The 19,452-nt window shown below is 66.1% G+C and carries 17 protein-coding genes; 11 read left to right on the top strand and 6 right to left on the bottom strand.

Translation table 11 applies throughout. The features are described 5' to 3' along the window. Window positions 1-12 precede the first annotated feature (12 nt). A complete protein-coding gene (locus MJO58_RS25920) occupies window positions 13-1,482 on the bottom strand; it encodes a DUF7847 domain-containing protein (protein ID WP_434086273.1) in 1,470 nt (489 codons plus the stop codon). On the opposite strand from MJO58_RS25920, the gene MJO58_RS25915 reads away from it, so the two are divergent. Then, window positions 1,481-1,945, top strand: a complete 465-nt coding sequence (locus MJO58_RS25915) for a GatB/YqeY domain-containing protein (RefSeq protein WP_239721415.1) — start codon at window positions 1,481-1,483, stop codon at window positions 1,943-1,945. The genes MJO58_RS25920 and MJO58_RS25915 overlap by 2 nt on opposite strands. Window positions 1,946-2,109: 164 nt before the next feature. On the opposite strand, the gene MJO58_RS25910 is transcribed toward MJO58_RS25915, so the two are convergent. Together MJO58_RS25910 and MJO58_RS25905 are read right to left on the bottom strand one after the other, a co-directional pair. Then, complete coding sequence (locus MJO58_RS25910) at window positions 2,110-3,810, bottom strand: alpha-keto acid decarboxylase family protein (RefSeq protein ID WP_239721414.1); 1,701 nt, start codon at window positions 3,808-3,810, stop codon at window positions 2,110-2,112. 39 nt (window positions 3,811-3,849) lie between these two features. Continuing rightward, window positions 3,850-5,238, bottom strand: a complete 1,389-nt coding sequence (locus MJO58_RS25905) for an NAD-dependent succinate-semialdehyde dehydrogenase (protein WP_239721413.1) — start codon at window positions 5,236-5,238, stop codon at window positions 3,850-3,852. Between the two features lie 349 nt (window positions 5,239-5,587). Here MJO58_RS25905 and MJO58_RS25900 point away from each other — a divergent pair, with 349 nt between their 5' ends. The 8 genes from MJO58_RS25900 to MJO58_RS25865 all read left to right on the top strand — a co-directional run bounded on the left by MJO58_RS25900 (window position 5,588) and on the right by MJO58_RS25865 (window position 14,680). Then, window positions 5,588-5,938, top strand: a complete 351-nt coding sequence (locus MJO58_RS25900) for a DoxX family protein (protein ID WP_259608733.1) — start codon at window positions 5,588-5,590, stop codon at window positions 5,936-5,938. 163 nt (window positions 5,939-6,101) lie between these two features. After that, window positions 6,102-7,826, top strand: a complete 1,725-nt coding sequence (locus MJO58_RS25895) for a GAF domain-containing protein (RefSeq protein ID WP_239721411.1) — start codon at window positions 6,102-6,104, stop codon at window positions 7,824-7,826. A gap of 72 nt (window positions 7,827-7,898) precedes the next feature. Next, window positions 7,899-9,140: an HNH endonuclease signature motif containing protein gene (locus tag MJO58_RS25890; RefSeq protein WP_239721410.1), complete on the top strand. Its 1,242-nt coding sequence runs from the start codon at window positions 7,899-7,901 to the stop codon at window positions 9,138-9,140. Between the two features lie 347 nt (window positions 9,141-9,487). After that, entirely contained in the window at window positions 9,488-10,633 is a 1,146-nt protein-coding gene (locus MJO58_RS25885) for a VOC family protein (RefSeq protein ID WP_090607609.1), read from the top strand. A 28-nt stretch (window positions 10,634-10,661) separates the two neighbouring features. After that, a complete protein-coding gene (locus MJO58_RS25880; protein ID WP_239721409.1) occupies window positions 10,662-11,579 on the top strand; it encodes a fumarylacetoacetate hydrolase family protein in 918 nt (305 codons plus the stop codon). After that, the gene (gene mhpA, locus MJO58_RS25875; RefSeq protein WP_239721408.1) at window positions 11,576-13,165 is read left to right on the top strand and encodes a bifunctional 3-(3-hydroxy-phenyl)propionate/3-hydroxycinnamic acid hydroxylase MhpA; all 1,590 of its coding nucleotides are present in this window, start codon (window positions 11,576-11,578) and stop codon (window positions 13,163-13,165) included. The genes MJO58_RS25880 and mhpA overlap by 4 nt, the downstream gene beginning before the upstream one ends. Next, entirely contained in the window at window positions 13,162-14,058 is an 897-nt protein-coding gene (locus tag MJO58_RS25870) for a hypothetical protein (RefSeq protein ID WP_239721407.1), read from the top strand. Before mhpA ends, MJO58_RS25870 begins: the two co-directional genes overlap by 4 nt. A 31-nt stretch (window positions 14,059-14,089) precedes the next feature. After that, window positions 14,090-14,680 (top strand): hypothetical protein, encoded by a 591-nt coding sequence (locus tag MJO58_RS25865; RefSeq protein ID WP_239721406.1) that lies wholly within the window; start codon window positions 14,090-14,092, stop codon window positions 14,678-14,680. A 55-nt stretch (window positions 14,681-14,735) separates the two neighbouring features. Here the strand turns inward: MJO58_RS25865 and MJO58_RS25860 are convergent, their stop codons facing one another. Then, window positions 14,736-15,839 carry a PPE family protein gene (locus tag MJO58_RS25860; RefSeq protein ID WP_259608732.1) on the bottom strand — a complete coding sequence of 368 codons (1,104 nt, stop codon included), beginning with the start codon at window positions 15,837-15,839 and terminating at the stop codon, window positions 14,736-14,738. A 387-nt stretch (window positions 15,840-16,226) separates the two neighbouring features. Continuing rightward, the gene (locus MJO58_RS25855) at window positions 16,227-16,607 is read right to left on the bottom strand and encodes a response regulator (RefSeq protein ID WP_239721404.1); all 381 of its coding nucleotides are present in this window, start codon (window positions 16,605-16,607) and stop codon (window positions 16,227-16,229) included. 279 nt (window positions 16,608-16,886) lie between these two features. On the opposite strand from MJO58_RS25855, the gene MJO58_RS25850 reads away from it, so the two are divergent. Further along, window positions 16,887-17,489 (top strand): sigma-70 family RNA polymerase sigma factor, encoded by a 603-nt coding sequence (locus MJO58_RS25850; protein ID WP_239721403.1) that lies wholly within the window; start codon window positions 16,887-16,889, stop codon window positions 17,487-17,489. Between the two features lie 37 nt (window positions 17,490-17,526). On the opposite strand, the gene MJO58_RS25845 is transcribed toward MJO58_RS25850, so the two are convergent. Further along, window positions 17,527-18,216, bottom strand: coding sequence for a response regulator (locus tag MJO58_RS25845; protein ID WP_239721402.1), 690 nt, complete (start codon window positions 18,214-18,216; stop codon window positions 17,527-17,529). A 246-nt stretch (window positions 18,217-18,462) separates the two neighbouring features. Here MJO58_RS25845 and MJO58_RS25840 point away from each other — a divergent pair, with 246 nt between their 5' ends. Beyond that, window positions 18,463-19,449 (top strand): LLM class F420-dependent oxidoreductase, encoded by a 987-nt coding sequence (locus tag MJO58_RS25840; RefSeq protein ID WP_090607584.1) that lies wholly within the window; start codon window positions 18,463-18,465, stop codon window positions 19,447-19,449. The last annotated feature ends 3 nt before the right edge of the window (window positions 19,450-19,452 follow it).

Genomic DNA, 19,452 nt, shown 5'->3' with positions numbered 1-19,452 from the left:
TGTCGTCCTCGCTCAGCCGGCCAATGGCCGTGTCAGCCAAAGGTTGTCGGTCGAGGAAGCCGCATACGGTCCGCTCGCCGCACCGGATTGCAGTACTAGATCGAATGCCTCGGCCCGGATGCGGCGGTCGGTGTAGAGCAGCACGATGACGCCGGCGTTGAATGGCGCCGTGATGATCTGACCGATCGCCGATCCGATCGACGTGATCATGGTGCCCAGCAGCAGGACACCGGTGGACGGCATTCCGGCCAGCATCACCTGCCCGACGATGCTGAACGGTGCGCTGATCGCGCCGGAGACCACACCCGCCACGATGAAGGTCAGCACCCGGATACCCAGCACCCGCCAGAAGCCGTTGCGAAGCAGCGCAAAGGATCTGGTGATCGCGCTGAGGACGGGCAGCCGCTCGAGCACGATCAGCACCGGTGCGAACAGCACGACCATGTACAGGTACACCATCAACGCGGTCAGGGCGAAGAACATCGGGATGCCGATCAGCACCGCCGCGGCGCCGTTGCCGATGGCCGCGATCAACGCGATGAGCACGGCGGCGAGCCCGAAAAGTGCGGCCACGACCGCGGCTTCCAGCAGCGCCAGGCCGAGCAACGGGAGCAGCCGCCCACGGATCTTGGCCCACGTCTCGCCGATCGTGATCGACGATCCGAACACCGCCCGCCCGACGATGACGGTGAGCATTCCGGACAGCAGCATGCTGCCCAGCCAGGTGACCAGCAGGCCGACACCCATCGAGCCGAACCACGCGCCGACCACTCCCCAGTTCATATCTGCCGAACGATCGCTCGGGAGCCCGCCGAACGCGGCGATGGGGCCCACGGTGGCGACCAACGAAATGATCTGCATGACCACCACGACGATGGCGGTCAACCCCAGCGTGGCCTTCGGGTTGGTGCGGATGTAGCCGACCGCACCGTTGAAGATGTCGCTGAGGCTCAACGGCCGCAGCGGGATGATTCCGGGTTTGATCGCTCCCGGTGCCAGCTGGGGCGAGCCGTACTGCGGCCCGTATCCGGGTGGCGCACCATAGCCGGGCGGTGGCCCGTATCCAGGGGGTGGGCCATAACCCGGCGGGGAACCGTAGCCGTCGGGTGGGCCGTAGCCCGGTCCATAACCGGGCGGTGGCCCATAACCAGGCGGTGGCCCGTAACCAGGTGGGGGTCCGTAGCCGGGCGGGGGTCCGTAACCGGGGGGCGCTACGTACGCAGGCTGCGCCCCATATCCGGGCGGCGGACCGCCGTAGGCCGGTGGCGGGCCATACGCCGGCGGAGAGGCGTCGGGCGTGGGCCCTCCCGGCGGGGGGCCGGCTGGATAGCCAGGCGGTAGTGCGCTCACCGGGTCCAGCAGCCGTCGTCGTTGGTCATGGGCTCCATCCTGTCGACGGTCGGGGGTTTTCTCAATCTTCCCCGGTGTCCGGTCCCGCCCCCGCTGGCCTGCACAGTCCGGGCGCGTAGCGTCTCTGAGCATGGCGGAACTCAAAGCCCGGCTGCGGGCGGACCTCACCGGGGCGATGAAGACCCAGGATAAGTTGCGGACCGCGACCCTGCGCATGTTGCTGGCCGCTATCCAGACCGAGGAAGTTTCCGGCAAGGAGGCCCGGGAGCTCTCCGATGACGAAATCCTCAAGGTATTCGCCCGCGAATCCCGCAAGCGCGGTGAGGCCGCCGAGATTTACACCCAAAATGGTCGCGGCGAACTGGCCGCCGCCGAGCACGCCGAGGCGCGGATCATCGACGAGTATCTGCCCACGCCGCTCACCGAGGCGGAGTTAGCCGACGTGGTCGACACCGCCATCGCCCAGGTTGCTGAGGCCATCGGCGAGCGCCCCGGCATGAAACAGATGGGACAGGTCATGAAGGCGGCGACCGCGATCGCGGCCGGCAAGGCCGATGGCTCCCGGCTGTCGGCGGCAGTCAAGGACCGGCTCTGACGTTCTGTTCGCTGTTGCCTTGTGCCGCAAGCGGTTTCGCTCTGCGCGAATAGTCGGGCCGAATCGGCGCCTCTTGAGGCCTGCACATCGGCTGACCCCGTCGTCGGATGCAGAGCCGGCCGGTAGTGCGCCTCAACCACGCGCCCTACCGGCCGGCCCCTCGATCAGAACCGGGGATCCTTGCGGGAATTGACCCGGGCCACCTTCGATCCCCAGGAGATCAGCTCCGGGCTGGCGTCGTCGTTGGGAATCTGGCACTCGATCAGCACCGGACCGCCTCGGTGGGCCCGTGCTAGTTCGATCGCCTCAGTCAGTTCGCCCGCGGTGTTCGCCGTCAGCCCCAGCCCGCGGCCGTCTTCGGCGTTGAACACATCGACAAGTCCGGCGTAGTTCCAGTTCTTGTAGTAGTTGTACGGACCGTCGTGGATCGCCGATTCGATGACGTAACCGCGGTTGTTGACCAGGAAAATCAGGATCTCCTGACCGTGGCGGATCATGTTCGACACCTCCTGGGCGGTCAGCTGGAACGATCCGTCGCCGATGACCGCGACCAGCCGGCGATCATCCTCCAGGCCCATCGCATAGCCGAAGCTCGCGGGGACTGACCAGCCGATCGAGCCCCACTGCATCTCGATCTCGAACCGGGCGCCGCCGGGCAACCGCGTATACATGCCGTTGAGCCAGGAGTCACCGGTCTCGACCAACAGGGTCGTCGTGGCGTCGAGTTCCTCCTCGATCTGGCGCCACATTTCGGCCCGGCTCAGCGGGGCCTCCGGCTGCGCGGCCGCTGCCCGCGGTGCCGGGGTTTGCGTTCCCCGAAGACGCTTGAACTGCGTCAGGGTCGCCTCGTTGGCCTCGACCTTCTTGGCAAGGTCGGACAGGAACTCGGCCAGTGCGACCCCGGTGAACTCCGCATCGGGAAACCGAACCGACTGGGGCTCCGCGTTGATCAACCGCTGCCGCGGTGGCACCGCGCTGTAGCCCACCGTCGTGTAGTCGCTGAACACCGGGCCCGCCGCCACGACCAGATCGGACCAGTCGACGATGGCCTGGCACCCGGGGCTGCTCACCTCGCCCCAATAGATGCCGACATACTGCGGATGGTCTTCAGGGAAGAAGCCCTTCGCGTTGGGCATGACCGCCACCGCGCATCCCAGCGCCTCGGCAAGTTCACGGAATGCGTCGATGGCCCCGAAGGAACGCAGGTGCACCCCGGCCAGCAATATCGGCTTCTTGGCGTCCGCCAGCAGGTCGCAAGCATGCCCGACGGCCTCGGCCAGCATGCGGGCGTTGCTGGGCTGCCCGACCGCCAGCTCCGAGAACGGCGCCGGCGCGGCACAGGGGGCGGCCGACAGGTTGCACGGAATCTCGATGTAGGCCGGCTTGCGCTCGCGCAGGGCCGTGCTGATCGCCCTGTCAATCATGGCGGGCGCATTGTCGGGATGCTGAATTCGCACCGCCGCGCAGGTCACCTGACGGAACACCTCGTACTGCGCGGTGAAGTCGTGGGTGCCCACCGTGTGGTGCAGGATGTGGTTCTCCCCCGCGTCATTGGTATTCGGGCTGGAGGACACCATGATGACCGGCAGCCGTTCGGCGTTGGCGCCGGCCACACCGTTCAGCGCGGAGTACGCGCCCACGTTGTAGGTGGTGAACACCGCCCCGGCACCGTTGACCCGGGCGTAGCCCTCGGCGGCGTAAGCCGCGTTGAGCTCGTTGCAGCAACCGATCTGCTCGAGGTTCTGGTTTTCCAGCAACTCGTCGAGTAGCACGAGGTTGTAGTCCCCCGGGACCATGAAGTAGTGCTTCAGCCCGATCTGCTCGAGGCGGGCGGCGAGATATTTCCCTACGGTGAAGTCAGCCATGATTGAGTTCCTTTTGCGTTGAGCCGCTTGAAGATTGAGTTACTCGGGCGCGTCGATCGGGACGACGTTGATGAGCTTCTGGTTGACGAATTCCTTGATGCCGATGCTGGAGAGCTCGTGCCCGTAGCCCGACAGCTTGACGCCACCGAACGGCAGGTCCGGCTTGGTCCAGGTGGGGTGGTTGACGAACACCATGCCGGTCTCCATCCGCTTGGCCACCTCGACACCACGCTCGGGGTTTGAGGTGAACACCGAGCCGCCGAGCCCGAAGTGCGAGTCGTTGGCCAGCCGCACGGCGTCGTCCTCGCTGGTAGCGCGGAAGAAAAGTGCGACCGGTCCGAAGAACTCCTGGTAGTAGGCGGGGTTGTGGGGGGTCAGGTCGGTCAGGATGGTCGGCTGCACGAACGCGCCGGTAGTGGGCACCGGCGCACCGAGCGGGATGGCCGTCGCGCCGGCTTCGACCGCGGCCTTGATCTTCGCGTTGAGCTCGTCGGCGGCACCCTGGCTCGACATCGGCGGCAAAGTCGTCGCCGTGTCGAAGGGGTCGCCGGCCTTGAGCCCGGCGAGTGCGGCCTTGAACTTCGCCAGGAACTCGTCGGCGATCTCCTCGACGACGATGATCCGCTTGGCGGCGACGCAGCACTGCCCGCCGTTGTTCATCCGGCCCCACACCGCCCATCCGACGGACTTGTCCAGGTCGGCGTCGTCGAGCACGATCAGGGCGTCCGAGCCGCCCAGTTCCATCGTGGACTTCTTGAGGTTCTTGCCGGCCCGGGCGGCGACGACGCTGCCCGCGCCCTCGCTGCCGGTCAGCGACACGCCGCACACGCGCGGGTCATCGATCAACATGTTGATCTGGTCCTTGGTCGCAAACAGGTTGGTGTACACGCCTTCCGGGGCGCCCGCCTCGAGTAGCAGCCGCTCGAAGGCGGCCGCGGCCTGCGGCACGTTGGAGGCGTGCTTGACCATGACCACGTTGCCGGCCATCAGGTTGGGGGCCGCCACGCGCGCCAGTTGGTAGAAGGGGAAGTTCCAGGGCTGCACGCCCAAGATCACGCCGAGCGGGGCGCTGACGAGCATCGCGTTGTCGTTGACGCTCAAAGTGTCGACGCGCTCGGGCGCCAGAAATGCCTCGGCGTGCTGCGCGTAGTACTGGAAAATCTGCGCGCTGAGCGCGACTTCACCCAGGGCCTCGTTGTAGAGCTTGCCCATCTCCAGCGTGAGCAGGCGGGCGAACTCGTCGCGCCGTTCGGTGAGGATGGCCGCAGCGCGGTCACACACGGCGGCGCGCTCGGCGAACGACGCCTGGCTCCACGACTCAAAGCTCTTGTGCGCCTGTGCAAGCAGGTTCATCGTCTCGACGTCGGTCAGGTCCGCGAACGTGGCCACTATCTCGTTGTTGAACGGGTTGACGGTCCGGTATGCCATGGGTTCCTCTCCATTCTTGCCCACCGGCGTCAGCCGGTGCTTTGCGTTCGTTCGGTGAAATACCGCTCTGCGCAGTCGATTACACATCGCTGGGTGCGGTGTCGCTTCGAGCATGCGTCGTCCGTATCGGCATGTCGCTACCGCCACCGCCAAATGGATATACCTGCCAGCCGGTAAATCGCCCGTGCTGCCGCCGTCTCGATTAGCTCTGACGGCGAAATGGGTGCTAGCCGGTACCGGAGACTGTGGCTGCCATGACTCGATACGCCGCTGTCGGCGCTGATAATTGGGACGACTTGTCTCGCAGCGCCTTTCGAGCGCCGACGATGCTTTACTGAAGGAGTTCATGATGCACACCGCCACCGTCGTCTTGTCCGTCGTGCTGGCCCTGGAATTCGCATTCACGGGTTTCATCAAGGTGCTGGGTACCGCGACCGCGCGCGCCAATGCCGCGCATCTGGACATCAGTGAGGGCGCGAGCCGTCTCATCGGTGCCGCCGAACTGGCGGCTGTGGCCGGCCTTCTTGCGGGAGTTGCGGTCAAGTCGCTCACCGTTGTGACTGCTGCCGGGCTTGTCGCCTTGATGATCGGAGCGATCGGTTACCACCTCAAGGCCCGTGACACCGGCGCCGCCGTCGCTCCCGCGGTGATAACCGGACTGGCGAGCACCGCATTGCTGGTGCTTGCGATCGCGTCTTGAGACGACCCGGACTATTCGCAATTACGCTGGACCACAACGAAATTGCCGTGAATAACGGAGCGGCTCGGGTGTCACGGGCCGGACAGGGCACCGCTGCGGTGCAGACGAATGGGTGGCGTTAAAATTCGCGCTAGTCGGGGATTTCTGAGGGCGGTGGTTGCCGGTGAATGATCGCCATCGCGACGGCGACGCGTCGACGTCGTTGTACCAGCTCGCTCGACAACAGACCGCGTTGCGCCGGGTGGCGGAACTGGTCGCTCGCGAGGCCGAACCCGCGGAAGTCTTCACCATGGTGGCCGAGGAGATGGCCAGTTGCGTCGACGCCCACAACGCAACGGTCGCCCGCTTTGACGGGGATGACATCGTCATCGCCGCCCTAGGACGTCCCGAGATTGAGCTGAGGAACCCGCCGGTGGTGGGTGATCGATTCCCCCTGGACGGTGACCATGTCGCCGCGATAGTGCGGCGAACCGGCCGTCCGGCCCGAGTGGACAGTCACGAGCACACGCCAGGTGAAGCTGCGGCGCGCATTCGAGCCATCGGGGTCCAATCGATGGTTGCGGTTCCCATTTCGGTGGGTTCGCATCTTTGGGGTGTGGCCGCCGTTGCCTCGCGGACGGGTCCGTTGCCCGCCGACACGGAGGCGCGAATCACGGACTTCGCGGATCTGGTGGCAACCGCGCTAGCCAACGCCGCGGCGCGCGAACAGTTGAACGCCAGCCGCGACAGCCTCCGTCAGCTCGCCGACGACCTCAGCGTGCTGGCGCGGCAGCAGGCCGCGTTGCGCCGGGTGGCGACCTTGGTCGCACAGGGAGTCAGCCAGGCGGAGGTGTTTGCCGCGGTAGCCGAGGAGATGGCCGGTTGCCTGGAGGTGGGTGGCGCCGAGGTGCTGCAGTTCGAGGACAATGGTGCAGGGGTCGTCGTCGTCGCTTCCTTCGCAAGACCGGGCGTGCCGCTATTGTCGGTCGGCGAACGGCTAAGCACCGAGGGCGACAACGTCTCTGCTCAGGTGTGGCAGACGCGAGGTCCGGCTCGCATGGATATGTTCGACGGCGCCCGCGGCTCGATCGCTCAACGCGTTCGCGAATTGGGCGTGCGATCGCGCGTCGGCGCCCCGATTGTGGTCGACGAACGGGTATGGGGGGTAGCCGTCGTCGGCACGACCGAACCGGAAGGGCTGCCGCCAGATGCGGAGGCGCGCATAGCCGAATTCGCAGAGCTCATCGCGACCGCCATTGCCGCCGCCACCACACGCCAAGAACTCGTCGCCTCGCGGGCGAGGATCGTGGCCGCCGCAGATACCGCGCGTCGCCAGCTGGAACGAGATATTCACGACGGGGCGCAGCAACGCCTGGTCGCCCTGGGGCTGAAGCTTCGCCTCGCGGAGGATTTGGTCCCGGCCGACTGCGCTGAGCTCAAAGAGGAGCTCTCTCAAGCCGTTTCGGGGTTGACCGACGTCTTCCAGGAGCTGCAGGAGATCTCGCGTGGCATTCACCCCGCGATCTTGTCGACCGGTGGGCTGTCCGCCGGATTCAAGACACTGGCCCGACGTTCGGCGGTGCCCGTCGAACTTGACGTTGCGATCGCGCACCGGTTGCCCGACCCCATTGAGGTGGCCGCTTACTACGTGGTCGCCGAGGCGCTCACCAATGCTGCCAAGCACGCCAAGGCTTCTCGGGTGGCGGTGCGGGCCCACGCCACCGATCAGGCGCTGTTCTTGCTCATCTCGGACGACGGGATCGGTGGTGCTGACCCGCAAAAGGGTTCCGGGCTCATCGGACTCAAGGATCGTATCGAAGCGCTGGGTGGGCGGATGCAGGTCGCCAGTCCCCCGGGGGGTGGGACGGCGTTTGATATCGCTATCCCACACAAGACATTTGCAAGTTGAGCTACTTGGTGAGTGACGACCCCGGCGGATCGACGGCCGAAACTTGTCGTACCCGGTTGCGATGATGGCGTTATGTCTTCGACCGTGTCTTTGTCGGCGGCGGTGACTGCGCCTGATCGTCTTGGGGTGTTGTTCGATGAGTTGGCGGAGTTGGCCGGTCAGCGCAACGCGATTGATGGGCGCATCGTGGAGATCGTCGCCGAGATTGATCGCGACGGGCTGTGTGGGGTTACGGGGGCGCGGTCGGTGGCGGCGTTGGTGGCGTGGAAGCTCGGGTTGTCGTCGGGCAACGCCCATCAGGTGACCGCGGTGGCGGGTCGGCTCGAGGAGTTTCCGCGCTGCGTCCAAGGGATGCGGGAGGGGCGGCTGTCGCTGGATCAGGTCGGCATCATCGCGGCGCGCGCACCCGAGGGCTCTGATGAGCATTATGCGCAGTTGGCGCGTAGTGCGACGGTCAACCAGTTGCGCACCGCGGTCAAGCTGGAACCGCGACCCGAACCCGACCCTCGGCCGCAGCCCTCGATCACCAAAACCACCAGCGAGGAGTTCAGCTGTTGGCGGATCACGCTTCCGCGCCCCGAGGCGGCAAAGTTCGACGCGGCACTGGCGTCTCATCGTGATGCGCTGATCGCCGAGTGGAAACACGATCGCGGCACCAGCGCCGCGGCATCGGATATCGCGCCGCCGGTGCCGGGAACCGTCGAGGCGTTTATGCGTCTGGTCGAGTCGGGCTGGGACGCCGAGGCCACCCGCCGCCCCCACGGGCAGCACACCATGGTGGTGGTCCATGTCGACGTGCAACAGCGTGCGGGGGCGCTGCATCTGGGTCCGCTGCTGTCCGACGCCGAGCGTTGCTATCTGACCTGTGATGCCACCGGTGAAGTGTGGTTTGAACGTGACGGTGAGGTCATCGGTGCCGGCCGCACGACGCGGCTGATCAGCCGGCGGCTGCGGCGCGCTCTGGAGCACCGCGACCGAACGTGTGTGGTGCCCGGCTGTGGAGCCACCCGCGGTCTGCACGCCCACCACCTGCGCCACTGGGAGGACGGCGGCCCCACCGAGTTGGCGAATCTGGTGCTGGTGTGTCCGTATCACCACCGGCTACACCATCAAGGCGGCATCACCCTCACCGGCCCCGCAGACCATCTCGTCGTCACCGACAACTCCGGCCGAACGCTCAGCGCCGGATCCCTCGCACGCCCACCAACCCAACCCCCGCCCGCAGTGGCACCCTGCTCAGGGCCTACCGGCGAACGCGCCCAATGGTGGTGGTACCAACCCTTCCAACCCCAACCACCACCAACGAACAACTAGACCCGTCGCCCGCGCTCGTGGCTCGAGCCTAAAAAGCCTGCGGCGCAGCGGCATTCGCTTCTGACCGGTGCAGCTGCAGCACGCAACCCGTCGGCATCCCGCCGACGTGCGCACCAATATGAGCCAATTGTGGCCACTGCGTCACACCCGCGGTCTCGAGATCGCCGTGCTCCTGAATACCCGCTAGCAGGGTATAGCGATTGCCGTCAGCGGCAACGACACATGTGCGCGGACGCGGCATCCTTAGTGGCGAGTGCGGTACATGAACTGGCGCACCCGGTGAAAGCCCGGACACCAGAACCCTTTCGGGCCTCGGTGCCAATCGATTTCGAGTCTAGGAGCGAACAATGACCGACCAACTCATCGGCGCCCACAATGGGCTGCACAGCGAGCAGGGCGCGCTGCCGGGTGAGCATCCCGGGCGCTCGGCCAACCCGGTGATCAAGGTCCACGACGTCATCTGGCTGGAGTTCGAGAAGCCGGATCTCGACAAAGCGCAGACGTTCGCGCTGGCGTTCGGTTTCAGCGTGGCACTGCGCACCGACGACGAGCTGCACCTGCGTGGCAGCGACCCGGCGGCACCGTGTGTCCTGATCCGACGCGCCAAGCGTTCGCGGTTCGTCGGCCCGGCGTTCATCGCCGCCGACGACGCAGACCTGTTGCGGCTGGCCGACGCAACCGGGACCACCGTCCGGCCGCTGCCCGAGACCCTCGGCGGGGTCGGCGTTGATCTGGTCGACCCAAGCGGGATTCCGTTGCGGGTGGTGTCCGGTGTTCACCGGCTCGATGAGCTGCCGTCCCAGCGTCCCCACGTCTTTAACTTCGGGGCCAGCCACGACACCGTCCGGGCGAACGCCACCCAGCGCCCGCCGCGGATCCCCGCGCGCGTGCAGCGGCTGGGACACATCGTCCTGCAGACGCCCAAGTACATCGAGGCGCTGAACTGGTACCTGGACCACCTGGGTCTGATCGTCAGCGACTTTTGTTACTACCCAGGCCAGCGCGAGCGCGGACCGATCATGAGCTTCATTCGGTGCGACCGCGGCTCCACCCCGGCCGACCACCACACGCTGGCGATGGCTTTGGGTCCGACGCACCGTTACGTGCACTCGGCCTATCAGGTTTGCGACCTCGACGCGCTGGCCGCCGGTGGCGAATATCTGCGCGAGCAAGGCTATTTCCGGTCCTGGGGCATCGGCCGTCACATTCAGGGCAGTCAGATTTTCGATTACTGGCGCGACCCCGAAGGTGATTTCCTGGTCGAGCACTACGCCGACGGTGACATGTTCGACAACACCCTGGAACCCGGCTGGGCCCCGCTAACCGCGTCGGGGCTGTACCAGTGGGGCCCACCGCCGAGTAAGGACTTCCTCGGCGTCGGTACACCGCGTGCAACCGCGCGCGAGGCCGCATTGATGCTCGATGCGCTGCGCCACGACAACGAGTTCGACCGCTCTGCCCTGCGTGGGCTGTTCAGCGTGACCAAATCCTAACCATCATTCGAAAGAAAGGTTATTCGCAATGACCGTCTCGATCCTGCGCACCGCCGACGCGTGGTGGGTGCAGACTCCCAACGGCGCCGCCCGCATCGTCACCGGCGCGGCCAGCACCGCCGAGCTGCTGGCCAACCGCCCGGCCATCGACGAAGCCGCGCACTCCAGCGACACCGTGCCGGTGGCAAGCCTCGAGTTGATCGCGCCGGTCACCACGCCATGCCGGGTGGTGGCGCAGGCGACCAACTACGCCTCCCACGTGCGCGACGTGGGCCGTGACCCCGCCAAAACGCCGTTGACCTTCTTTCGCAAGGCTTCCGGCTCCGTCACCGGCCCGTTCGATGAGATCGTCAAGCCGCCCCACGTTCAGCTGCTGGACTACGAGCTGGAGCTCGGTCTGCTGATCGGTCGCGAGCTTCCGGTGGGCACCGAGGTGACCGAGGCCAACCTGGCCGAGTTCGTCCACGGCCTGCTGGTGACCAACGACGTATCCGCCCGCGACGTGCAGCTCACCAAAGCCCAGTTCTACGAGTCGAAGTCGTATCCGACCTTCACCCCGGTCGGCCCGGCGCTGGTACTCGTCGACGCCGACGAACTCAAGCGCTTCGGCGAGTTGCGGCTGCAGCTGCGGGTAAACGGCGAACTGCGGCAGAACATGATGGTCGACGGCGACATGTTGTACCCACCCGTCGAGGCGCTGCAGGCGCTGGCGAAGTTCCAGAAGTTGGAGGCCGGAGACATCGTGCTCACCGGCACCCCGGTCGGAACCGCGCTGACCGCGCGCGGAGTCGAGAACCCACACCAGATGGACTTGATGACATTCCTTGCCGCCCAGGCAGCTAACCCCAACTATCTGCATCACGGCGACGTCGTGGAGGCCACGGTGGCCACCGATGACGACGCCATCAACCTAGGTACGCAACGCAACAAGGTGGTCTTCCGATGAACGCAAGCAGGAACACACAATCCGCCCCGGTCACCCTGCCGGACTTCGTCCCCGTGGTCATCATCGGGGCCGGCCCGACCGGTGTCACCGCGGCCACCGTCCTCGGCCAGTTCGGAATCTCGTGCCTGGTACTCGACCGGCATGAATCCGTCTATCCCCTGCCGCGCGCAGTGCACGCTGACGACGAGATCTACCGCATTCTCGCCCGGCTCGGCGTCGCCGACGAGTTCGGCGCACACCGGCGGTCCGCGTTGGGGCTTCGGTTGCTAGACAACGACTTTCGGGTTTTAGCCGAGATTAAGCGCAACACCGAGCCGAGCGCCAACGGCTACCCGCAAATGAACATGTTCGACCAGCCCGAGTTGGAAGCGATGATGCGTACCAACCTCAAGCGCTACCAAAACGTGGTGTTGCGGGGCGATGTTGAGGTCACCAGCGTGACCCAGAACAAGCCCGGCCGGGTGCGGGTCAGCTTCCTGGACCGCGTGCGCGGTGGGGAGCAGTCCGTCGAGGCGGCCTATGTCTTCGGCTGCGACGGCGCTAACAGTATGGTGCGCGCGTCGATCGGGTCGCAAATGTACGGGCTGCCGTTCCAACAGAACTGGGTGGTCATCGACGTCGACACCGACGCCGAATTCAACCAGTGGGAGGGGTGCCACCAACTGTGCAGCACCCAGCGCGCGGGCACCTACATGCGAGTCGGGCAGACCCGCTACCGCTGGGAGTTCCAGTTGCTCGATGGCGAGACGGCCGCGGACTACCAGACCATCGAGCACATCGAGCCGTTGATCGCGCCGTGGCTGGGTGAGACACCGGCCGGCGAGCTGCGCTTGGTTCGGGTCACCGCCTACACCTTCCGTGCGAAGGTGGCCAGCAGATGGCGCGACCGTAACGTGTTCGTCCTCGGCGACGCGGCGCATCTCACGCCGCCCTTCGTCGGCCAGGGCATGGCGGCGGGTCTTCGGGACGCGCTGAACCTGACCTGGAAGGTGGCTGGTGTGCTGGGTGGGAGCCTGCCCGACAGTGTGTTAGACACCTACGAGCAGGAGCGCAAATCCCATGCGGCCGCGATGATTTTGATGGCGGCGTCGGTGGGAGCGGCCATGACCGGCGGCGGCCGGCTGGGCGACCTGGCGCGTCAGGTGCTATTCCCGCGGCTGGCAAGCTTCCGCCTGCCGGGCATCCGCACCAGCGCTGCCGACGGTGTGGCCCCGGGCCTGCACCGGTCGGAGCTGGTAGTCAAGTCACGCTTCCCGGGTCAGCTGGCCGGATCGCTGTGCCCCAACCCGATTCTGCGCGACGGCCTGCACCTGGACCAGATCGTCGGGAACCGATTCGCGGTGGTCACCTCCACAGCCCTGAGCCCGACGCAACAACAGGACCTCAGCAACCGGGGCGCCGCCGTTGTCGTCGTGACACCGGACAGCCAGCTCGGGCGCTGGCTGAAGCAGGGCCGGGCGACCGCGGCAATCGTTCGACCCGACGGCGCAGTCATGCAGGCGGGCAAGAGTATTCAGGCGCTCTGCGACGCCGTGCCGGCGTTCTCCGTGGGTCAAGGCGCCGACATCGAAAGCGAACGCCGATGATCGAGTTACTGGTGCTCAATGATGGCAAGCAGGAGATGCAGGCGGTGTCGCTGGACGGCACCCGGGTGCGGACCCTGATCGCCCAACTCGACGAGAGGCCGGACGGCATCGTCGTCGACCAGTCACGCGGCCACGTCTACTGGACGAACATGGGCGCCCCCGACCCCGGGGGTGGCCCGCGTTCGGAAACGGCATACGCCCGCAACGGATCACTGGAACGCGCGGATCTCGACGGCACCAACCGTGTCACCATCGTGCCGCGCGGGGCGTTTACCACCGGCAAACAGCTGGCCGCCGATTTCGACGCGGGTGTGCTGTATTGGTGCGACCGCGAAGGCATGCAGGTGCTGCGCTGTAACCTCGACGGCAGCGACCTGCGGCCGCTGGTCGTCACCGGGGTCGGTGACGCCGACGCGCAAACGATTGCCAACCACTGTGTCGGGATCGCCGTGGACTTGGAGCGCCGCCTGGTGTACTGGACGCAGAAGGGCGCGCCAAAGGCGGGTGAGGGCAGGATCTTTCGAACTCCACTCGACCTGCCCGTGGGCGTCAGCCCACGGCACCGCCGCGACGTCGAACTGCTGTGGAAGGACCTGCCGGAGCCAATCGACCTACATCTGTTCGGTGGGCAAACGCTCGTGTGGACCGATCGGGGCGCCGAGCCGGACGGCAACACGCTCAACCGGGCAACGGTGCAGCCGGCCCTCGGTACGCCCGAGATCGTGTCGCGGGGATATCACGAGGCGATCGGTGTCGCCGCTATTTCCGACTCGGAATTGTACGTCGGCGACCTGGGGGGCGGGATCCGGTACGTCAACCTCGACACCGGCGTCGACACCGAGCTGTCACACCTTGGCTTTGGCCTCACCGGCCTCGCGTTGGCGGACCTGTGAGCTCTGCGCGGTTGGGGGTGGAGGCGGCCACATGAGCGCGTGGATTGATTTCTGGCACAACCTCACTCCCGGGCAGGGCACGCTGCTGGGCGGCGCATTCGTGTTGTGCGCGGGCGTTATCGCGTTCAGCACGGGCGCGCTCGACCGCAGGTCACAACACCAGCGATTCCACTACGAGGAGATGAAGACGCTCTACGTGGACGCCCTGAGGATCGGCCGAGACTTGGAAATAGTCAAGGCGCTTCCACCGGAGACTCGCCGAGAAGTGCTCGTGGACAAGGCCGATGCGATCGACCGGGTGATCAGCGAGCTCGCGGTGACCGGTAATTTTCAGACGGCCGACATTGCGATCGCGTATGCCTACCAGCAGTCCGTTCAACTTGGCGAATGGGTAAGGCAGGTCGAGGGCGACGGTGCCGCGACTGCACAGCTGCAGAAGTGGCTGGACACACTGCCGGAACAACATCGGGCCGCGCTGCAGATCTACGAAGAGGTGACCGTCAATCGGCGCGACGTGGTGCAGGCGGTACGCCAAGAGTTGGCGTTGTATGTGCCCGTGTTGTCGCGGTACCGACGCGCGCTGCGAGAAACGTTGAGAGCAGAGCGGTTTCCGCTCAACTGACTCACGTCTGGAATTTAACGGGCACGCCAATCCATCGCGGCCCGCATCAAGCGTCTTATCCGATGTACCTCTGGCGGGGCAGCACGTTCGGCCGCATCAGCAGTCGCAGTGTTGTGCCCTCCGTCGCCGCCCCGCCGCGCGAGGCCGCGCCGGGCGCGAGGTTCGCGGGAGCGGTGGCGACGCCGAGCGGTGGCGACTCCCCGAGGGAGGTTTGGCCGACGAGATTGACCGGTAATGCATTGGGCGCAGCGCCATTTGCTGAGACGAGCGACCCCCAGGCCGGCGGCGCCGACAAGGCACCAATGGTGGCCGCCCGTCCTACCCCGGCGGACACGGCACCTTCGACCTGGGCCGAGCCGGCCGAGGCAAGCGTGGTCGCTACCTTGCCGAGTCCGGCGCTGACGTCGGTCAATGCCGTCGCCGTCGAGTCGGCGCCGGAATTCGCCAAGGAGGCCGCCGACAGGACGATAGACGGGATCGTCGAGAACGCACTGATCCCGGAGTTGACGTGGTCAGGCGCCAATGCACTGTTTATGTCGTCGACGATCTGCTGGACGATCGTGTTGGCCGACGGCCCGGTGGAATTTCCGGTGGCATCGGCGACCGCGGCGCGTTGGGCCCCTAAACCGGCCGGGTCGGTGTTGTGTGGCGGCGCGGTGAACGGCGTCAGGGTAGCCGCGTCGGCCGATGCCGCGGCATAGCCGTACATGGCCGCCGCGTCCTGAGCCCACATCTCGGCATACTGAGCCTCGGTCGCCATGATGGCCGCGGCGTTGATGCCCAAAAAATTCGTGGCAACCAGTGCTGCCAGCTGCGCCCGGTTGGCCGCGATGGTCGGCGGCGGCACCATGGCGGCGAACGCGGTTTCGAATGCCGACACCGCGCCCTGCGCCTGGTTGGCGGCTTGCTGGGTCTGGCCTGCCGCGCCGCTCAGCCAGGTGACGTAAGTTGTTGCCGCGGCAGCCATCGACAGCGCCGACGGGCCACGCCAGCCTTGGGTCGTCAGTCCGGAGACCACCGCGGAGTACGACTGCGCCGCCGAGTAGAGGTCGGCCGCCAGCTCCCTCCATGCCGCCGCGGCGGCCACTAGCGAGCCCGGCCCAGGGCCGGAATACATTCGCCCGCTGTTGATTTCTGGCGGTAAGGCCCCATAGTCCATGGCTTCGCCCCGAATCAGCGGGCCGTCGCAACGGCCGGCGCTTCAATCCGTCTGATCACGAAACCCATTCCTATTCTCCCAGTGAGCTATTCGGCCCGGACATTGGTTGACTGTGGTGTGCGATTAGGTTGCACTCGACCACGGGCCTGATAGCAGGATGCGGGATCACCCCGGAGGTGTCGTCAGGGCTAGCTGCCCCTCCGCATTCCGGCTAGCCGCAATTTCGGCGTCCTGATTTACGGGCAACCCTTCGAGTCCGGAGTTGCTCAACGGCAAGTCAATTCGGTGATCAGGGGCCGATGCGCCGGCGAACCGGATCGCGTCGAGCCGCTGTGAGCACGGTTGTCGTTACGGCGACGCCAATCCGGATGTGGAGCCAGCGGGCAGCTAAACGATAGTCCCAAGGGCGCCGCGGATCGCTGCACCTGACAACGCAGCTTTGGGGATGAAAGCCAAAGCTGGGCTGTCGGAAATCAACTCGGCGAAGTCCTCTTCGGCATGCGTGGAAATCAAGATGGTCCGTACCGATGCGCCGAGCCCATTTCGGTGCAGCTGATCGACGAGTTCGAAGCCACTCTCATCCCCGAGATTGACATCGACGAGCGTCACGTCGGGCCGCAGCTCTTCGACGCGCTGCAAGCCCTCCGCGAACGACGTTGCCACCGCAACGACGTTGATTCCCTCATGCTTGAGCAACCGTTTCGCCGCATCGAGGAAATCGCGATTGTCGTCGACGATGACGCACCGCGTTCGATCACTCGCTGTCACGAATTCAGTCTGCGGTAGCCGCAAGCCCGTTGCATGGAGGCTAGCTGGAAACGTGCGGTGAGTCGGCATGAATTCGGGCGCGCGTCAGTAGAAGCGTCCCGCGCAGAGGCTGGCCGTGCGGGCGGGGCATGGACTAATACCGGCTACCGGGCAGACGGTGACTGTGGTTGACGGGCAGTGCCGACGGCCGCCAGCGGTGCAGACGTGAGTCGGCGCAGGCGCAATCGTGAAGCGTGAAGCCGAAAGGCGCCGTTGACCCACCGACACGAGAGGTGCGCCATGACCCTGCCAGCCGAATTGACCGCCGACGCGCGGCCCACGGCCGAGTTCGAACGCCAAGTCGCCCCGGTGCTTGGCGACCTGCACCGGCATGCAATGCGGATGACCCGTCACCGCGCCGACGCCGAGGATCTTGTCCAGGACACAATGGCGAGCGCCTTCGCCGCCTTCAGTTCCTTGCGGGCCGACAGCACCATCTCAGCGTGGTTGTACCGAATTCTGGTCAACACACACATCAGCAATTGCCGCAAAATGCGCCGCCGCCCGGCGTTGGTTTCGGCGGACCGCATCACGGAGCGGGACCTGGTGGCGAGTTCCGCGCATTCGGCCCTGCCCTCGGCGGAAGATCAAGCTCTCCAACGACTCGGTGACCAAGACGTCATCGCGGCGCTGCGCGCCCTACCCGACGTGCTCCGTGTCACGGTGTACTACGCAGATGTCGAAGGGCTGGGGTGCAAGGAAATCAGTGTGCTGATGGACGCGCCGGTCGGAACCGTGCGGTCGCGCCTGCATCGGGGGCACCGCCAACTACGGGGGCTGCTGGCCGACAAACGCGGACGCGGATCCTACTATGCCCCAAGAGGTTTGGCGCAAACAGCATGAGCGTGTCGCGGGTGCTAGGTCCTCGACCGTCCGAGACTCAGCGGGAGTCAAGAAACGTGATGACCGCGCGGACACGGCGATGGTCGTCGTCGGTCTCGGGCAAGCCCAGTTTGGTGAGAATGCTGCGGACATGTTTCTCGACGGTGCCCTCGGTCACCCAGAGCCGGCGCGCGATGCCGGCATTGGATCGTCCCTCCGCCATCAACCCCAGCACTTCGAGTTCACGCGGAGACAACGCGGCCAGCGGATCGTCTCTTCGCCGGCCCGATACCAGCTCTTGCACCACCGCCGGATCGATCACCGATGCGCCCTTTGCGATCCGCCGCAGCGTGTCGACGAAATCGGCGACATCGGTGACCCGACTCTTGAGCAGGTACCCGATACCGCGACCGCTGGCCAGTAGTTCCATCGCATGCTCAACGTCGACGTGGGCCGACAGCACCAGGATCCCCGTGTCGGGTAGCTCCTGATGGATCACCCGGGCGGCCTCGAGCCCCTCGGTGGTATGGGTGGGCGGCATCCGAATGTCCACGACCACCACGTCGGGACGGGTTTTGCGCACCAGGGCGAGTAGCTCGACGGCATTGCCGACCTGGCCGACTACGGTGAAGCCCGACCTGTCGAGCAGGCTGGCCACCCCTTCTCGCAACAGGGCTTCGTCGTCGGCCAGCACCGCGCGCAGCGCGGCCGGCGCCATGTCGGCCGCGGCAGTGCTAGATTCCGTCATCAACGCCTGGTACTCCCGCCTTGCGTGCCTGAGGAATCATCTTGCACCGCGATATGGGTGATTTCCAGGGATCGACCATGACAGATGGTCGCCCCGGCGACGGCAAGGCGTTGTGCAACCAGCATCGTGAGGTCACGTGCGTGCGCTGGACGGTCTCACTCGGCGAGCGCCCGGCCGGTCGTTCGCCGGTGGTTTGCGCCCGGCGCGGGCGGTTTGCGTGCGGGGGCCGCGGGTACCCGGTCTGTTATGACCAAGTTCGGATACACCTTGATGACCGAGCAGAACGGACCCAAAGACCTTGTCCAGTACGCTGTTTCGGCTGAGCAACGCGGGTTCGACTTCGAGGTCTGCAGCGATCATTTCTCTCCGTGGCTGACCTCGCAGGGGCATGCACCCAACGCCTGGGCGGTGCTGGGCGCGGTGGCACACGCGACCGAGCGGGTCGACCTGTACTCCTATGTGACGTGCCCGACGATGCGATATCACCCCGCGGTCGTCGCCCAGCAGGCCGCCACCGTGCAGATTCTGGCCGACGGGCGGTTCACTCTCGGGCTGGGAAGCGGCGAGAACCTCAACGAGCACATTGTCGGTAAAGGTTGGCCCACCCTCGAACGGCGCCAAGACATGCTGCGCGAAGCCATCAACATTATTCGGGAGCTGTTCGGCGGCCGGCTGGTGAACTGGCGCGGCGACTACTTTCAGGTGGACTCCGCGCGGCTGTGGGATGTGCCCGACGCTCCGGTCGGCATCGGTGTGGCGATGAGCGGCCCGCGCAGCGTCGAGAAATTCGCCAAGCTCGCCGACCACCTGATCGCGGTGCAGCCCGACCAGGACCTGGTGGACTCCTGGCACGCCACCCGGCAGGCCGCCAACGGAGCCGAAGGCGGGCGGGTGGTCGGGCAGATTCCGATTTGCTGGGACCCCGACCGCGACGCCGCGATCGCACGCGCGCACGACCAGTTCCGGTGGTTCGGCGGTGGCTGGGCGGTCAACGCCGACTTGCCGACCCCGGCCGGTTTCGCCGGCGCGACCCAGTTCGTGCGACCCGAAGACGTCGCCGATGCCATCGCGTGCGGGCCGGACCTGGACGCGATCGTGGACGCCGTGCGGCCGTACTGGGAAGCCGGCTTCACCGACATCGCGCTGATACAGATCGGCGGGCAGACACAAGATCTGTTCCTCAAAGAAGTGGCAGAACCCTTGCTGGCCGCACTGCGGGCGGCGTCGCCTTAAGCG

The organism is Mycobacterium lentiflavum (assembly GCF_022374895.2).
Lineage (GTDB): Bacteria > Actinomycetota > Actinomycetes > Mycobacteriales > Mycobacteriaceae > Mycobacterium > Mycobacterium lentiflavum.
Note: the sequence above shows the minus strand (reverse complement) of the source record. Positions and strands in the feature narration are given on the sequence as shown.

Coding starts and splice junctions, on each gene's coding strand:
- MJO58_RS25915 (WP_239721415.1), top strand. CDS start 1,481: ATGGCGGAACTCAAAGCCCGGCTGCGGGCGGACCTCACCGGGGCGATG.
- MJO58_RS25920 (WP_434086273.1), bottom strand. CDS start 1,482: ATGCTCAGAGACGCTACGCGCCCGGACTGTGCAGGCCAGCGGGGGCGG.
- MJO58_RS25910 (WP_239721414.1), bottom strand. CDS start 3,810: ATGGCTGACTTCACCGTAGGGAAATATCTCGCCGCCCGCCTCGAGCAG.
- MJO58_RS25905 (WP_239721413.1), bottom strand. CDS start 5,238: ATGGCATACCGGACCGTCAACCCGTTCAACAACGAGATAGTGGCCACG.
- MJO58_RS25900 (WP_259608733.1), top strand. CDS start 5,588: ATGCACACCGCCACCGTCGTCTTGTCCGTCGTGCTGGCCCTGGAATTC.
- MJO58_RS25890 (WP_239721410.1), top strand. CDS start 7,899: ATGTCTTCGACCGTGTCTTTGTCGGCGGCGGTGACTGCGCCTGATCGT.
- MJO58_RS25885 (WP_090607609.1), top strand. CDS start 9,488: ATGACCGACCAACTCATCGGCGCCCACAATGGGCTGCACAGCGAGCAG.
- MJO58_RS25880 (WP_239721409.1), top strand. CDS start 10,662: ATGACCGTCTCGATCCTGCGCACCGCCGACGCGTGGTGGGTGCAGACT.
- mhpA (WP_239721408.1), top strand. CDS start 11,576: ATGAACGCAAGCAGGAACACACAATCCGCCCCGGTCACCCTGCCGGAC.
- MJO58_RS25870 (WP_239721407.1), top strand. CDS start 13,162: ATGATCGAGTTACTGGTGCTCAATGATGGCAAGCAGGAGATGCAGGCG.
- MJO58_RS25865 (WP_239721406.1), top strand. CDS start 14,090: ATGAGCGCGTGGATTGATTTCTGGCACAACCTCACTCCCGGGCAGGGC.
- MJO58_RS25860 (WP_259608732.1), bottom strand. CDS start 15,839: ATGGACTATGGGGCCTTACCGCCAGAAATCAACAGCGGGCGAATGTAT.
- MJO58_RS25850 (WP_239721403.1), top strand. CDS start 16,887: ATGACCCTGCCAGCCGAATTGACCGCCGACGCGCGGCCCACGGCCGAG.
- MJO58_RS25845 (WP_239721402.1), bottom strand. CDS start 18,216: ATGACGGAATCTAGCACTGCCGCGGCCGACATGGCGCCGGCCGCGCTG.
- MJO58_RS25840 (WP_090607584.1), top strand. CDS start 18,463: ATGACCAAGTTCGGATACACCTTGATGACCGAGCAGAACGGACCCAAA.